This is a genomic window from Streptomyces sp. NPDC005181 (genome assembly GCF_040608395.1).
Taxonomy (GTDB): domain Bacteria; phylum Actinomycetota; class Actinomycetes; order Streptomycetales; family Streptomycetaceae; genus Streptomyces.
The window spans coordinates 179,299-194,603 of the sequence record NZ_JBEXID010000005.1 but is presented as its reverse complement, the minus strand read 5'-3'; the positions used below and the strand labels follow the sequence as shown (position 1 = coordinate 194,603).

At 65.5% G+C, this 15,305-nt stretch carries 14 protein-coding genes and 3 pseudogenes; 11 read left to right on the top strand and 6 right to left on the bottom strand.

What is annotated here, in order from left to right; genetic code table 11:
- The 4 genes and pseudogenes from ABZV38_RS05975 to ABZV38_RS05960 all read right to left on the bottom strand — a co-directional run.
- Nucleotides 1-200, bottom strand: a 200-nt coding sequence (locus ABZV38_RS05975) for a hypothetical protein (RefSeq protein ID WP_356324981.1), incomplete at its 3' end; no start/stop codon positions are given.
- Nucleotides 201-379: 179 nt separating this feature from the next.
- A pseudogene (locus ABZV38_RS05970) lies at nucleotides 380-567 on the bottom strand (NAD(P)-binding domain-containing protein); the annotation flags it as partial.
- Nucleotides 568-1,036: 469 nt separating this feature from the next.
- Entirely contained in the window at nucleotides 1,037-1,510 is a 474-nt protein-coding gene (locus ABZV38_RS05965; protein WP_356324979.1) for a carboxymuconolactone decarboxylase family protein, read from the bottom strand.
- A 617-nt stretch (nucleotides 1,511-2,127) separates the two neighbouring features.
- Nucleotides 2,128-2,462 (bottom strand): annotated as a pseudogene (locus tag ABZV38_RS05960) (transposase family protein); the annotation flags it as partial.
- Between the two features lie 356 nt (nucleotides 2,463-2,818).
- Between ABZV38_RS05960 and ABZV38_RS05955 the strand changes: the two are divergent.
- The 8 genes from ABZV38_RS05955 (at nucleotide 2,819) to ABZV38_RS05920 (ending at nucleotide 11,507) form a co-directional block, all read left to right on the top strand.
- Nucleotides 2,819-4,348 carry a 4-hydroxyphenylacetate 3-hydroxylase N-terminal domain-containing protein gene (locus tag ABZV38_RS05955; protein ID WP_356324977.1) on the top strand — a complete coding sequence of 510 codons (1,530 nt, stop codon included), beginning with the start codon at nucleotides 2,819-2,821 and terminating at the stop codon, nucleotides 4,346-4,348.
- Between the two features lie 155 nt (nucleotides 4,349-4,503).
- A complete protein-coding gene (locus ABZV38_RS05950; RefSeq protein WP_356324975.1) occupies nucleotides 4,504-5,364 on the top strand; it encodes a cupin domain-containing protein in 861 nt (286 codons plus the stop codon).
- A gap of 23 nt (nucleotides 5,365-5,387) precedes the next feature.
- Nucleotides 5,388-8,444, top strand: a complete 3,057-nt coding sequence (locus ABZV38_RS05945; protein WP_356324973.1) for a BTAD domain-containing putative transcriptional regulator — start codon at nucleotides 5,388-5,390, stop codon at nucleotides 8,442-8,444.
- 103 nt (nucleotides 8,445-8,547) lie between these two features.
- Entirely contained in the window at nucleotides 8,548-9,087 is a 540-nt protein-coding gene (locus ABZV38_RS05940; RefSeq protein ID WP_356324971.1) for a flavin reductase family protein, read from the top strand.
- A 114-nt stretch (nucleotides 9,088-9,201) separates the two neighbouring features.
- On the top strand, nucleotides 9,202-10,089 hold the full coding sequence (locus ABZV38_RS05935; RefSeq protein ID WP_356324968.1) for an NAD(P)-dependent oxidoreductase: 888 nt from the start codon (nucleotides 9,202-9,204) through the stop codon (nucleotides 10,087-10,089).
- Nucleotides 10,090-10,201: 112 nt separating this feature from the next.
- On the top strand, nucleotides 10,202-10,384 hold the full coding sequence (locus ABZV38_RS05930) for a helix-turn-helix domain-containing protein (RefSeq protein WP_356324966.1): 183 nt from the start codon (nucleotides 10,202-10,204) through the stop codon (nucleotides 10,382-10,384).
- 771 nt (nucleotides 10,385-11,155) lie between these two features.
- On the top strand, nucleotides 11,156-11,338 hold the full coding sequence (locus ABZV38_RS05925; protein ID WP_356324991.1) for an ATP-binding protein: 183 nt from the start codon (nucleotides 11,156-11,158) through the stop codon (nucleotides 11,336-11,338).
- Nucleotides 11,301-11,507: an ATP-binding protein gene (locus ABZV38_RS05920; protein ID WP_356324964.1), complete on the top strand. Its 207-nt coding sequence runs from the start codon at nucleotides 11,301-11,303 to the stop codon at nucleotides 11,505-11,507. Before ABZV38_RS05925 ends, ABZV38_RS05920 begins: the two co-directional genes overlap by 38 nt.
- A 140-nt stretch (nucleotides 11,508-11,647) precedes the next feature.
- Here the strand turns inward: ABZV38_RS05920 and ABZV38_RS05915 are convergent, their stop codons facing one another.
- Entirely contained in the window at nucleotides 11,648-12,232 is a 585-nt protein-coding gene (locus tag ABZV38_RS05915; RefSeq protein WP_356324962.1) for a carboxymuconolactone decarboxylase family protein, read from the bottom strand.
- Nucleotides 12,233-12,637: 405 nt separating this feature from the next.
- Nucleotides 12,638-12,769: pseudogene (locus ABZV38_RS05910) on the bottom strand (2-oxo acid dehydrogenase subunit E2); the annotation flags it as partial.
- A gap of 419 nt (nucleotides 12,770-13,188) precedes the next feature.
- On the opposite strand from ABZV38_RS05910, the gene ABZV38_RS05905 reads away from it, so the two are divergent.
- The 3 genes from ABZV38_RS05905 to ABZV38_RS05895 all read left to right on the top strand — a co-directional run bounded on the left by ABZV38_RS05905 (nucleotide 13,189) and on the right by ABZV38_RS05895 (nucleotide 15,305).
- Entirely contained in the window at nucleotides 13,189-13,851 is a 663-nt protein-coding gene (locus tag ABZV38_RS05905; RefSeq protein WP_356324960.1) for a GntR family transcriptional regulator, read from the top strand.
- A gap of 110 nt (nucleotides 13,852-13,961) precedes the next feature.
- On the top strand, nucleotides 13,962-14,147 hold the full coding sequence (locus tag ABZV38_RS05900) for an aldehyde dehydrogenase family protein (RefSeq protein ID WP_356324958.1): 186 nt from the start codon (nucleotides 13,962-13,964) through the stop codon (nucleotides 14,145-14,147).
- A gap of 279 nt (nucleotides 14,148-14,426) precedes the next feature.
- Nucleotides 14,427-15,305 (top strand): patatin-like phospholipase family protein, encoded by an 879-nt coding sequence (locus ABZV38_RS05895; RefSeq protein WP_356324956.1) that lies wholly within the window; start codon nucleotides 14,427-14,429, stop codon nucleotides 15,303-15,305.

Here is a 15,305-nt window from a genome sequence, read left to right as displayed (position 1 = left end):
CCAACTACGAGAAAGTCACTCTGACGAAGGACACCGGCGAGCCGATCGATCTCGCCGTACTGCCCGACAACCGCGTTCTGCACCGAGCCGTAAGCACAAGGTGGTTCACCGAGTATCAGAACGGTCCAGGCCCGATCACGGCCCTTGCTGCGCATCAGGAAGCCCGACAGGTAGCTGTCGGGCGGAACGCCCGGCGCCATCACATAGATGGGATGACCGCCGATATACAGGTTGGAATCGGTCGGTTCGTCGAGGAACGCGTCCAGGAGAGCCCCGTCGCGGGTCGGGGCGCGACAGAACCAGCGTGTTCCGCCTGATGCTTGGCCGGGGGCAGCTCGAGCATGGGACCGAGGACGGCGTACGACTCCGCCGACCCGCCGACCGTGATCACCAGCCGACGGGGACGCTGAGGTGCGGCCACGAACTCCTCGGCAGTCTCGGTTGGGACGAACGTGCCCTCGTGGCCGAACTCCTCGATGAGAGCACGCGTGCGGGACGCGGTGCGGTTGTGGAGAGGCGATTGGTGCAGCCGTGGCGGGCGAAGTTGCGGGCCAGGTTACGGCCCATCACGCCGAATCCGGTGACGCCGATGTGTGCGGTTGCCTGCCTGGTTGCACTTGATCCTTGGGCTGTGAGCGTGCAGGAGGGAGGGCGTAGACACCGTTGATGTGCTGGGCTGCATCGCCTCACGCATCCGAGGGCCTCCCTGCCTCCATCCGGAGTCGGCAGCTCTGGACCGCCGCGGCTGCGCAGCAGCTCGGACGAGTTCGAGTCCCCCGTCGGTCGTCAGCACTTGACCGGTGACGTGTGTGCCCAGGGACCGGTGATGCGAAGGATCCAGTTCGACCACGGCATGCGCAGAGTGATCAGCGATGGCGTGTGTACGGTCTGCCCGAGCCGACCAATGATCGTCCTGGGCTGCGGGGCGGCGAAGCCATGGTTCAGTGGAACCAGTTGACGCCGGTAGTCCGTCTCCCGCCGTAGGTCGGGGCGGCGTGGAGACGGACTGTACGTGGCCGGCCGGGGCAGGTGTCGATCAGCCGAACTGGCCGGGCTGGTAGTCCCCGGCCGGCTGCTGGTTGATGACGTTGATGCGGTTGTAGGCGTTGATGACAGCGATGAGGGAAATCAGGGCGACCAGCTGGTCCTCGTCGAAGTGCTTGACAGCGTTTGCCCAGACCGCATCCGTGACACCACCGGCTGCGTCGGCGACACGGGTGCCCTGCTCGGTCAGTTCCAGTGCAGCGCGCTCGGCTTCGGTGAAGACCGTGGCCTCACGCCAGGCCGCGACCAGGTGGAGGCGCTGCGGGGTTTCTCCCGCCAGGGCGGCGTCCTTGGTGTGCATGTCAGTGCAGAAGCCGCAGCCGTTGATCTGGCTTGAGCGAATCTTCACCAGCTCCTGTACTGCGGCAGGCAGCGTGGAGTCCGAAACCACCTTGCTGGCCGAGTTGATGTGCTTCAGCACCTTCCCGGCGAGGGGGTTGCCGAAATAGTTGAGACGCGATTCCACGGTGATCTCCTAGCTATGTTGCGGATACACACTACTGACCGGGTTGCCGGGCGAGGTGTGACAGGAAGCCGTGTGTGAGCTGCGTCATCGGCGTCCCTTGGAAGGCGAGATCCTGCATGGTCGAGGACAAAGAACCAGGTAGAGGCCTGTTTTTACGTGGTGTTGGCTCGCTGCGGGAGATCGTTAGTACACACATCCCGCCGCCGCGAGTAGCACCGTTCAGCACGCGCCGGCCGGTCTCCCAGCCCATGTGCCATTCCTTCGCCGACAAAAAGACGGAATGAGTAGCCCTCCGGCTGTCCGCCCCGGCTCTCCGGCCAGGCCGGCACCCGGAGCGACTCGCGTACCGTCACCTACCCCGCGTCCGTCATGTCCGAGGGGTAGGCCCCTCCCGGCCAGGCCGGTCAACCGCGTTCCCGAACCGGTGAGCGAGGCAATCGCACTCCGAGAGCGCCGAGTTGAACTCGAAGGGCGACACCACGTGCAACTGCGACAACAGGGCCTCCTGGACCGCTCCTGGCTTCGACAACCCCGAGCTACTCAGGAGGCCCTGCTTTCATGCGCCCTGCCTGCCGAGACCCCCCGACCAGGCACCCTGTTCGATCAGTCCGCCCTCGCACCAGGATGCCGTCCACGATGAGCACGGTGTCCTTGCGGAACCGCTTGCGGGGCTGGAGCGCGAGAGATGGGCCGAGGTGGTCGATGGTGCGGTCGGCAGCGGACTTCGAGATACCGTACTGCGGCACGAGTTGCCCGCATCGTCAAGTTCGTGCGCAAGTAGGCCGCCACGAGCAGCACCCCGTCCTCCAGCGGAAGAGCCCGCAGAGCCCTTGCGGACCGGATCTGCACCTTCGTGGCGCAGCGCGGTCACCAGCTTGCCCGAGGTACGCGGGCTCAGCCCGGTGAACGGGGCTGTCCAGGACGGCTCCGACGCTGTGATCACACCAGACACGCCGAGATCATCTCGCCTGTGACCAGCGGCTACGGGACAGGTCTTAACGGCATTGCCATCAGTGTCTCGTCGCGATTAACATCCCCTTAACACCCCCTGACTAAATTGAATGCAATCAACGGGCGAGCGGGTGTCCACTTCGCAGGAAGATGTGCTCTCGTCGATTCGAATTGAGCAGTTCGAATGGCCAGTCGATCGTGACGCTGATTTCCCAGCTTCTAACGCGTCGAGGTTAGGTTCACAAACGGGTTCGCAACAGTTTCCAGCGACGTTCTGTCGACCGGAACTTGAATGACGACCTGACAAGAACAGTCCATGCACGATGGTGCTTGCGTGAAGTGAGAAGGTGGCATTTGATGCGAACTGGCGAGCAGTACTTGGAATCCCTCAGGGACGGGCGCGTTGTCTGGGTCGGAGGTGATCGGATCGATGACGTCACGACACATCCGAAGACCAGGGCAGCGGCCAAGACTTTTGCGAAGTTCTACGACCTGCATAACGAGCCCGAGATGCAGGACATGATGACCTTCGTCGACGACGACGGAGTGCGTCGTTCGATGATGTGGTTCAAGCACGGGAACGCCGAGGGGTTGCGGCGCAAGCGTGAGTATCTGGAGACCGTGGTCCGGGAGCTCGATGGCGGATCGATCGGGCGGACCCCGTGCGCGAACAACTACGGCCTGGTCACCTACGAAGAGGACCCACAGCCGTGGAGCGACCAGTCCGTGGGCACGGGCGGGCGTGACCTGACCGTGGGCATCCGGAAGTTCCTGGATCTGGTGAAGGAGGGCGACCTCAACTGCGCCTTCGCCTTCATCGACCCTCAGGTCGACCGGTCCAAGCAGCACGCGGCCAAGACCGCGCTGCGTGTCGTGGAGACGCGCGACGACGGCATCGTGGTCAACGGTGTCAAAGCCGTGGCCACCGGTGTGCCGTTCGCCGACTACATTCACATCGGCGTCTTCTACCGCCCGGGAATCGAGAGCGAACAGGTCATTTACGGCGCCTGTCCGGCGAACGCGCCGGGCGTCACGATAGTCTCCCGCGAGACGACGGTGCGTGACGACCCCGACAACCACCCGATTTCTTCGGCCGGCGACGAGCTCGAATGCACGGTCATCTTCGACAACGTGTTCATTCCGTGGGATCTTGTATTTCACATCGGAAGTCCCGAGCACGCCTCGCTGTACCCGCAGCGCATCTTCGACTGGACGCACTACGAGTCGCTCATCCGGCAGATGGTCCGGGCCGAACTCATGGTCGGACTCGCGATGCTGATCACCGAGCACCTCGGCACCTACCAGATTCCGCCGGTACAGGCGCGCCTGGCGCGTCTCGTCGAGTTCTACCAGACGATGCGAGCCCACGTGATCGCGTCCGAGACGGAAGGGTTCATCTCGCCGTCGGGGCTCTACAAGCCGAACGTCCTGCTCTTCGACTTCGGCCGGTCGTACTACCTGGAGAAGTACGCGGAAATGAGGAACGAGGTGGTCGACCTTGCCGGCCGCGCCTCGCTCCTGTTCCCCACCGAGGACCAGTGGAACAACCCCGAGCTGCACCACTGGCTGGAACCGCTGCAGGCGGGTGCGGTCGGCGAGCCCCACGACCGCGTGCGCATCTCGCGCGTCATCCGTGACCTGTTCCTCTCCGACTTCGGCGACCGGGTGAGCACCTTCGAGCAGTTCAACGGGACCCCGTTGCTCGGCACTCGGATGCGCACGATGACGCGCTCGGAGCTGTCACCCTCCGGGCCGCTCACGGACCTCGCCCGGAAGGTCTGTGGCCTCGAGAAGGCCGCCGCCCCCGATTCCACGGCCTACACCGACCAGGCCGAATACGCCCGACGTCTTGACGGCGTACGGGTTGAGGGCTCGCGGGTTCGCTGAGCCTGACCACGGTGCAGTGGGCGGTTCGCGACTGCTGTCGTCCGCGGACCGCCCGCCCCACCGTTGCGTTAGAGCTGTTGCCCGCATCAGGATGAGCATCAATTGGGCGAGGGACGCCGGCCCCGGCACCCTCGCGTGTGAACGGAGAGGTTGACATGGCTTACTACATTTCACGTGCGTCGGAGCGTAGGTTCTCCGATGTCCCGGGCGTGCCGGGTCTTCGGCAGGCGTTCATGGTCGGACACGAGCAGGGTGCCGATCACCTGGAAGTGAGCCTGTACGAGCTGGCTCCCGGGGCGACCACGGGCTGGGCTCGCACTCCGTTCGAGGAGTCGTGGTTCATCACCGGCGGAAACGGTGAAGCCGGCTTCGCGGGGCTCCGCTACGAACTCGGTTCCGGCGACTACGGTGTGGCGCCGGTCGGCGTCGCCCATTCCCTGACAGCCGGTGACGAGGGACTGACGTGGCTCGGCGTGCGCGCGCCGAAGCCGCCGACGTACGACGGAGCCCGTAGCAGTATCTCCGCCAAGCCCGCTCCGGGCGAGAACCTCGGCCGCCCGTCCGAGACGGACCCCCGGCATCGCTTCGTCGGGCACTTCGAGGACTCGGACATGGCTCCGTACGCGCAGCTGTCGATGCCCGGTTACCACGGTCCCAACGTCAAGAACATCAGCCTCAGGATGATGGTCGACCAGCTCCTGGGCGCACAGCATCACACCGTCTTCGTGTGCGAGATCGCGCCGAAGTCCGGCCCCGGCAAGGCCGCCAAGGTCCACTACCACCCGTTCGAGGAGATCTACTACTTCACCAACGGTGGCATGGTGGGGACCCTCGACGGCAAGGAAGAGGTCATCGAGACCGGTGACCTGGTGTGGGCAGGCACCAACGGCACACATGGTTTCGTCAACGAACGTGACGAGCCGGCCCGCTGGATCGAGGTGCAGTCGCCGATTCCTCCTACTTCGGACGGGTTCTTCTTCCCGGACGACTGGCGTAAGCTCCCGGAGGAGCACTAAGGATCACGGAGGCGCGACGTTCGATGGGCGACTCCGATCCCGATCGACCGAGCAGCTCGAAGGCGCCAGGTCGACAGCATCGCGCGATCATCAGGCGGAAACTGGCAATACCGGAGCCGGCGAAAGACATTGTCGTCCGCGACAGGCTCAGTCAACGGTTGCGAGAGTTCCTCGGCCGCCACACTGTGGTGAATGTCTTTGCGACAGCTGGGGCCGGCAAGACCACGGCAGTGGCGCTGGCTGTCAGTGACCTCGACAGGCCCGTTGCCTGGCTGTCACTCGACGGTACGGAGCAGGCGGCGGGACGCCTGCTCGTCTATCTCGAGGCGGCTGTTGAGGGCGCTGTCCCCAGTGCAGCCGATGTGGTGTCTGATGCCCTGAGCAGCAGTCTTCACATCGGTGAGGCAGCCGGACTGCTGGCTGAAAGCCTTCAGGGGAGTCGGCTCATCCTCGTGTGCGACAACGTGGAACGAATCGCCCCCGACGAGACCTGCATCGCCGTGCTGTCGTCCTTCGCTCGCTACCTGCCGTCCGACGTGAACCTCGTACTGGTCTCGCGCGTCGATGTCCGGCTCGACCTGGGCTCGACGAGCGAGCGTGATCGGGTGGGTGAGCTGGTCGAGAGCGATCTCGCTTTCGACGCCCAGGAAGCCGGCGCAGCACTTCGAACTGTTGGCCAGGTCGACGTGGATCCGGCTCAGGCGGTGGCGGCGACAGGGGGCTGGGTCACTGGCGTCTTGTTCGAGGGGTGGCGTCATACACGGTCTCGCGAGCTGGATCCCGACTCGCTGCGGTCCTATGTCGCAGCGAACGTCTTCGACTCACTTTCCCTGGTTGAGAGAACGTTCCTCCTTCATACCAGTTTGTTGGAGGAGGTATCGGTCGAGGGCGCCCGGGCCCTGGGCCAGGAGAATGCAGCGCAAGTCATGGCGGACCTCCGCACCCGGCATCTTCCGGTGACGTGGTCCTCAAACGGTTCGCGCATGACGCCGCACCCGGTGTTTCGCGACTTTCTGCACGAGGCTCTGGGACGGGAGGATGCCAAGACGCTCGGCGCGGTTCGTCGCAGGCACGCCGAGGTCCTGATCGCCGGCGGCGAGCACGAGGAAGCCGTCGATGAGTTGCTCCGGCTCGGGGACCTGGAGGCGGCTGGGCGGCTGGCTGCCGTAGCGCTACCCAGCCTCATTGCGCGGATGGACTTCGCGCCGGCGGCACGGTGGCTCGATGCACTGGGAGCGTCGGTCCGGACTCCGACCCCGGAGATCGGATCAGTCATCCTGCGCGTGGCGTTCGCACTCGAGCAATGTGATCGCGGAGTGGAACTCGTCGATCGCCATGGATATGACTGGCTTCCGGAGCCGGGGGCTCCCGACTTCGAAGAGGCCCACGTCCTGGCCTGTTGGTGTCTTTGGCACTCTGGGCGGATCGAGGAGGCGCAGGCCATTGCCGATCAGCTGCCGCCGGGTCGGAACTGGCTCATGGCGCGCACGTTGATCGCGCTAGCCACTGGCGAGGCGCCGCCACCTTTTCCCGAGTACTCGACCATGCCGTCCGGCCCGGTCGACGGTTTGTTGATGCGGCTCGCCTTCATGCGCGGTCACCTTGAAGGACTCGACGAGCAGGGGTTGTTCGATCCGTGGCGCACGATACTCGGCGGCCCTTGGGTCGTCGCCGCGCTGCGCGCCACCGGGCGACTCGATGCCGCGATGTCGATGTTCGAGCCTCGCAGTGGTTCATCGCTGCCGGTCTGGCTGCATGCCGTCGACGCCGTCGATCTCATGCTTGACCTCGACCGCGGAGAGGAAGCCTGGACGTCCCTCAAGCGAGGGAGAAGCCTCATTGCGTCAACCGGCTCGAAGGTGTACAAGAACCTGAGCCTGCTTGCCGAGGCCAAGCTGTGGCTGCGCCTCGAGGGCGACACACAACGTGCCGACCACGTGTTGGCGGAGGCAGCTGCCAACGGAGTCTCGGAGTATGCACTCACACGGGACCTATGGCAGATCTGGTCGGGCCTGTCGATGCTTCTGCAAGACAGAGATGCCGAGGGGCACGAGCACCTCGCGAAATGCCTCCTGAGCATGCAGACGGGAGACCGCCATCTCGATCTCTCGACGGCTGCCGTGTACCTGGCCGAGGCGCAATGGCGTCTCGGTCTCGAGGATGAGTCCGACGCCACGGCCGACCTCGCGATCGTCTCCGCCTCGACACATGGATCACAGCACCTGCTGCTGACGGCCCTGGCGGACATGCCGTCGGTTGCGGCCAGAGCTGCGGACACCAAGTCCAGTCGCATGTCGCCCTGGCACGAGATCCTCGCCGTCCTCGCGGGCCAACAACCCGTACGCGTGCATGTGAGTGCGCCCCGTCTCGTGCTTGAGGAATTCGGCGAGCCGACCCTCACAGTCGACGGGAACGTGGTTCAGCCTCGGCTGACGAAGAGCGTCGAGCTCCTCAGCTACCTGCTCGGGACACCCGACCGTAGAGCTACACGAGAAGAGCTTCTCGGGGCGCTCTTCGGTGGCCGCAATGATGCCGCCGGCCGCAGCTATCTGCGGCAGGCGCTCTACCGGCTTCGCGAGGCACTGCCTGACGGCTTGGGCCCGGCGCAGGACGGCGATGTCTTTCAACTGGTCGGTCCCGCGCTGGCCATGGGTTCGGCACAACGGGCAATCGACCTCGTCACCCAGGCTGGGAGACAGAACGGAGTGATTCGTCTCCAGACGCTGTCGCACGCCCTCAGCATTGCTGAGAAGGGGCCCTACCTTGCCACGGTTTCATGTGAGTGGGTCGCCGAGCGTCGCGTAGCTATGGCCGAGACCTTCTTGTCGGTCCGAGTCGACGCAGCCAAGCTCGCCTATCGAATGAACCGTTATCGCGAGGCAAAGGGACTGGTCGACTACGTGCTTCGCGAGGATCCGTACCGCGAGCAGGCCTGGCGGCTCGCCATCATGCTGGCGCATGCCAGCGGCAGCGACGACGCGGTGCTGGCGCTCTACCAACGGTACGTCGCGCGGATGCGGGAGCTCGGCGTGCCGCCGTCGGACGAGGTTCGCCGACTCGTCACACAGCTGCGCCGATAGGTCTGGGCCGATTTCGCGTCGGTAAACATGTCGTCAGTCACACTCAAGCCATCTCATTACAGGCAACGCTCAAGCCATCTCGTTACAGGCAACGGAGGGCATCATGGGTACACCGACCTCGCAGGACATGCGCGCTACTTACCGCGGAGCAATGGCACGGTTCACGACCGGCGTCACGATTGTGACCACCAGGACTATGGACGGACCAGCAGGGATGACAGCCAGCGCTGTTGCATCTGTTTCGCTGGATCCGCTGCTGTTGCTGGTGTGCGTCGGAAACACCCTTGCGACGAGGGACGCGATCTCCGGCTCCGGAGTTTTCGCTGTCAGCGTCCTTTCACGGGGCCAGGATCGACACGCACTTCAGTTCGCGAGCCGGTGTGACGACAAGTTCGCCGGCATCGGGTTCCGCATCGAAAACGACCTCCCCGTTGTCGAAGGTGCCGTCGCTCACTTTGCTTGCAACGTGAAGGAAGAGATCGCCGGGGGAGACCACACCATCTTCATCGGCGAGGTGGTCAGCTGCGGCTACTCCGTCGACGCGAACCCACTTGTGCACTTCGGTGGGAAATTCGGCAGCCTCTGCGATCCCCATTCCCATGCGCAGCTTGGGTTCGACTGGCAGCTCGCTGCATCGATGTAGCGGGACCCCTCCAAGCCGCCCCGGCCGGCACTGCGCGTCCCCGCGAGTTGTCGGGCTTGGGTGAGATCAACAACTTTTTGCGCATGTCGCGCACCTTGTCCCCAGGAGATGAACGTGGACGTATCCGTGCTGGGTCTCGGTCAGATGGGATCCGCCATTGCAGAACGACTCATCAGCGCAGGCCACAAGGTCAGCGTCTGGAATCGATCGAAGGGTAAGGCGGACGGCCTGGTGGCCAAGGGCGCGTTCGAGCTGGACGCCTCCTATGAGGCGTGGGCCCGGTCGGACGTCTGCATCACGATGGTCGCAGACTCCCATGCCTTGGCTGATGTTGCGCTCGCGCCCGACGGCGGGCTCGCCCACGCCGCGCCCGGCAGGGGAAGGACTCTCATCGACATGAGCACTGTCTCAGCCGAGGTCTCCCGTGACGTGGCCACTGCGGCTGCGGCCAGCGGCGTCCGGTACCTTCGCGCTCCAGTGAGTGGAAGCCCGGGTGTCGTGCGTGCCGGGAACCTCACGATCATCGCCTCGGGCGAGGATGCTGTCTTCACGTCCGTCGAAAGTCTGCTTCGCGATATCGGTCCCCATGTATTCTACGCCGGCGAGGGGGAGGCTGCCCGAATCATCAAGCTGGCTCTCAACCTCATGGTCGCCGGGACGGCCGAACTTCTTGCCGAGTGCATCGCATTGGCCGAGGCCCACGACGTACAACGAGACAAGCTTCTGGAGATCGTCGGCGCTTCGGCGGTCGCGTCACCCTTGGTGAAGTACAAGATCGGGCCCCTCCTGGCGGACGACTACACGTCGACGTTCAGCTCGCGGCTCATGCGCAAGGACTTGGACCTGGCCCTCGAGTCCGCGGCAGCCGGTGGAGTGTCGCTGCCGGTCACCGGAGTCGTGCAGCAACTGCTTGAGGCGTGCATATCGACTGGCTTGGGTGACCTGGACTTCATGGCCCTCCTCATCCGGCTACAGCGTGAGGCCGGCCAGACCTCTGCCTGACCGGCCTCACTGTCGGTGGACTTCGAGAAGTGGTCCAGTCTCCGACTGCGAAAGTTGACCCCCCTTCGAAGGTCTGGCTCCTTGAGCCAGGCCGGGAGGAAGGGGGATCAGCGTGGAGGACTGGGCGGAGATCCGCCGTCTGCACCGGGCCGAGCACATGCCGATCCAGGCGATCGCGAGGCAGCTGGGGATCTCGCGGAACACGGTGCGGCAGGTCCTGAGCAGCGAGGCGGCGCCGAAGTATCAGCGAAAGCCGAAAGGTTCGGGCAGGCGGCGAGCTCGCCGGTGCTGGTGATTGCAGCCGGCTACTCGCGCTGGATTACGGCAACGATGCTACCGACGAAGACCGCGGCCGACCTGCTCGCCGGGCACTGGCGGCTGCTGACCGGCCTGGGGGCTGTCCCCAGGGCTCTCGTCTGGAACAAAGTGGCAGCCGTCGGCTTCTGGCGGGGCGGACGAAACCAACTGACCGAGACCTTCGCCGCGTTCACCGGGCTGCTGGGCGTCCGCATCATCCAGTGCCGACCGGGCGATCCGGAGACCAAGGAACTGGTCGCGCGGGTCAACGGCCGTCCGGTGACCAGCTTCCTGCCCGGCAGGATGTTTGCGTCGCCACCGGCTTCAACGTCCAGTCAGCCGACTGGCTGGCCGAGGCCAATCGGCGCATCCGTCGCATCTCGCAGACCCCCGTCGGAACGGATCGAGACGGACCGGCCGGAAATGCTGCTGCTGCCGGTCGACCCGCCGGGCTGGTGGCACACTTCGCTCAGGCCGCCCCGTGACCAGGACGTCCGTCCGGGCACCAACGACTTACTCCATCCACCCTCGCGCGAACGGCCGCCGCATCGAGGTGGACGCCGACCCGGACCAGGTCCTGGCGTTCTGCGAGGGCACCGAGGTGGCCCGGCACGCCCGCGGCTTGGGCTCGCCACCAGTCCCTCACCGAGCCCGCCCAGGCAGCGGCCGCGAAGGCCGGCCGCGAACAGGCCCGGCACCGGCCCTCGACTGAGGGTCAACTCGACGCCGAACAGCGGTCACTGGACACTTACGACCCGATCTCCGGGTCATCGACGACGGCCTCAGCACCGGGAAGACCCACCTAGCCACAGGCCTGGGCATCCGGGCCTGCCAGGCCGGACACCGGGTCGCCTTCGCCACAGCCGCCCAGTGGGTCGCCCGCCTTGCAGACGCCCACCAGGCCGGCCGCCTGGATGACGAGCTCACCCGGCGCTGGGCCGGATCCTGCTGATCATCGTGGACGAGGTCGGCCACTCCCTTTCGAAGTCGAGGCCGCGAACCGGTTCTTCCCGTTCATCTCGGGCCGCTGCGAACGCGCCTCCGTGATCGTGACCAGCAACAAGCCCTTTGGACGCTGGGGCGAGTCATGGCGACGACATGGTCGCCGCCACCATGACTGACCGCCTCGTCCACCACGCCGAAGTGATCTCCCTCAAGGGCGACGACTAGCGCATGTGCGGCCACGACCTCGACCGGGTTCCCGCGGCCAACACCGGGGAATGACCCACATCAACTGACGGACCTGGGGTCCATCGCGGTTTCAGAGCTGGGCTTCCACAGGTGCGGGGGGCTCCGGCAAGTCCAGCTCGAAGGCCATGACACGGTGGAAGCGTGACAAGGCATTCCAGAGGCTGATGCACATCACCAGCTCTACTAGCTCTGCTGCGTCGAACACCCGCTGCACGTCGTCGCGGACACTCGTCGAGACGCCGGTGAGGCCATCTTCCACGGGGATCGTCGGAAGGGAGACCGTCATCTCCTCAGCCAACTGAAGCGCTAGCCGCTCCCGCTCGGTGAATCCTTCGAGTTCGCCTTTCGCGACGGCCGTGAGCGCGTCGACCTCTACCCCTTTGGCCAGCGCGGACGTGCAGCGGTGACTCGTTGTGTAGCGACAGTGGTTGAGCACGGCGACGCGTACGGCGGCCAGCTCCTTCACGCGCTCCTCCAACGCGCCTGGGCCGTTGGCCTGCCTGAGGAAGGGCAGATACGTGGCGAGCAAGCCGGGGCTGTTCCCGATGGCCGCCCAGGTGTTCAGCACTTGGCCGTAAGCATTCACCCCCTGTGCGAGAGTGGATTGGTCGGCGGGGGAGAACTGGTCGGATGTGAGTAGCGGTACCAGCGACATGTGAACTGCCTTTCGACGGGTCCTGCCGGGAAGCGGCTGGCTCGGGGGGAGGGTGGGACAGACTCCTAGGGAGTGGCCAAATCTGCAGGCTCGGTCTGGCGACGCGGTGCAGCACCAGGTTTCCGCAGGCCGATCGCGATCCCCATCGTTGCGTTGAACCACGGAACGAGGAAGGTCAGGGCGACGCGAGCCATGAGCGCCCACGTGAACGGGCCCTCCCGGACCTGCGAGTACAGGTTGACCATGAACAGAATTGATCCGACTGTCAGGGCGGCTACGGTCGTCTGCGCCAGTGACCTGGCTCGTACGGCTCCGCGCAGCGCCTCGCTCCAGGCGACAGTGGGAGCCTTCGCTTGAGGGTCTTGCTCGGGCAGGCTCATGTGCTTCAACGCTCTGGATGTCGGGTCACGATCCGCAGCCGTTCTCGCGGAGGCTGATGAACTCCTGCATCCACTGAGCCGCCACCGAGCCGTCGACGGGCCGATGGTCCACGGGCAGGGTGAAATGCCTCGTGCGTGCTACGGCGCATTGACCCTGCCTCGGTCGAGGTTGCGGACCTCACCGACAGTGCCGAGCCGACTGCGCCGTCTTCTTGGCCGGGACTCGAGTGGGCCGGGGCGTGGATGTCTGTGCGGAGCCGAGGGTCGGCGCTTGGCCAGTCACGGCCGCTGGTGCGCGGTTCGACCCAAGGCGCTTCGTAAGTCAACCTGTGGTGCCGAGTCATCGTGGGGCTCTCCTGTGTTCTTTCGCTCTCCACGGTGACAGAAATTGGATCCATTATCAACCATTCGCTTGGGAGACCTTGGTGTATAGGCGGCAAAATGGATCCCAAAGGTGTCTTGGGTGGCGAAGATCCAGCGAGTGGAGCCCGCCCTCTCGAGCTGCGCCTAGACTGCGTCTGACAGGCCGGGCGGTGGTGTCGGCGGTGTCCCGCCAAGCAGGAGAGGCGATCATTCGTGGGCGACAGTTCTCCTCGGGGCGAGGCGGCCAGTGAGCGCGTGGCTGCGTATCTGCGGCAGGCGATTCTCAGCGGGGAGATTCCCCCCGGGAGCAGGATCCGACAGGAAGAGATCGCGGAACAGTTGGGCGCAAGCCGGTTGCCGGTCCGCGAGGCGCTGCGGATGCTCGAGGCTGAAGGACTGACCCAGCTCGAGGTGAACAAGGGGGCCCGCGTCCCCGCCTTCGACCGTGTCCAGCTGGATGTCATTTACGAGATGCGGGAACGCATGGAGACGCTTGCCCTTCGGCTGAGCCTTCCGTGCTTGACCGCGGATCAAGAGGCGGAGCTGCAGGATCTGCAGGACCGCATCGAGGCCAGTGCGGATGTTGCTTCCTTCCTCGACCTCGATCGTCAGTTCCATCTCCTGACATACGCCGGCTGTCCCAGCGGTGAGCTCCTTGCGTCCGTGACGCGATTGTGGAACTCCACCCAGCATTACCGGCGTGCGTTCATGCTGCACAACGCCGAGCAGCGACGGTCGATCGTCCACGCAGAGCACCGCCTCCTACTGGACGCAATCGCCAGGCGCGATGAAGTCGACTGTGAGCGGTTCTTGTCCGGGCACATCCGCCGGACCCGGATTCAGCTCGCCGAGCACCCCGAAGTCTTCGACAAGTAGCGGGGGACGCCGCGTCCGGACCACGAACCGGCTACCGGTCCTGGACCCGGCCACCGGAAAGGGGATTGCGCCGGTCGCCGCAGCCGGCGCAGAGGAGGGCGAGGCAGCCGTTGCGGCTGCCGACGAGAGCCCTGCGGGCCTGGGCGCGGACCGGCCCTCGTGAACGTGCAGTGATCCTGAGGCGCGCCTTCGAGATCCTGACGGCATGCGGCGAGCAGATTGCCCGCATCATCGCGCTCGAGAAAGGCAAGGTGTTCGCGGACTCCCGTGCTGAGATGCCCACCGGCCAGGCGTGACGCCTGGCCGGCGGTGTCACAGATCGGGTGGCTGCCCGGTCTTACTTGCTAAACCAATCCGATTCGGTTCCGTGACGAGAAAGGTGGATCATGAGGGTTACTTATCGTCGGAGACCAGCCTCATGGGAACGCCTTGGCTTCAGCGGGGACGACTCGGCGAGTGGTCGTGGCCATGAGGGGCGTCGAACCGTGACGGGCGACAGGGGGGCGCGTCCGCTGCCGTCGAGCCACCCGCCCGGGGGACCGACGTCAGCGGGCTTGCGTGCCCTTCCCCGTCCCGTGGCCGTGGTGGTGGGCGCCGGTGGCGTGCTCGGAGCGGCGCATGTTGGTGTCGGGTACGCGCTGGAAGAGCGCGGATTCGTCCCGGACCTGATTGTCGGAACCTCGGTGGGCGCCCTCAACGGGGCAATCGCGGCCGCTCACCCCGACAGGGCCGCGCCGTGGCTGGACCACGTGTGGACTCAGTTGCGTCGCCGTGAGGTGTATCCGATCGGCTCCCTGTCCTCACGGTCCAGCATCTTCACCGATCGCGGCCTGCGTCGACTGATTGCTCGGGCTGGGCTGCCGTCGCGGATCGAGCAGCTGGCGGTCCCGTTCACCGCGGTGGCCATGGACCTGGTCACGGGCGCTTCGGTGCTGCTCGACCACGGAGACCTCGAGTCCGCGCTGCTGGCCAGCGCAGCCATTCCCGGGATGCTGCCCCCGGTGGATCGTGAGGGCCGGACGCTCGTCGACGGCGGGGTGATCGCCTATGTCCCGGTACTGGCGGCCCTGCAGGCCGGAGCGGCCAGCGTGGTGGTGCTGTCGACCGGGCCTGAGAGCTCGCCGTTGAGCTCAACCCTCCCGCGCCGACGTGCCAGTGCGATCGCCGCCAGGGCCGGGCTGCTGTTGATGCACCATCAGATCGAGCGTGACCTGCACGAGGTGTCCAAGCACATCCCGACCGTCGTGTTGCCGACCGGCATCGAGGCCTGGCCCGCTCCGTGGGACTTCGGCCATTCCCAGCGGCTGATCAGCACCGCGTCCCTCACGGCGGGGCGCTTTCTCGACGGGCTGTGCATCAGTGGGCCGGGCCTGTATCGGGCCGACGATCCTCCGGCGCCATTGGCCAGTCCGGGCAAAGCATCCACTTCCTCCGCATTGAGGGTCGGTCTGTGA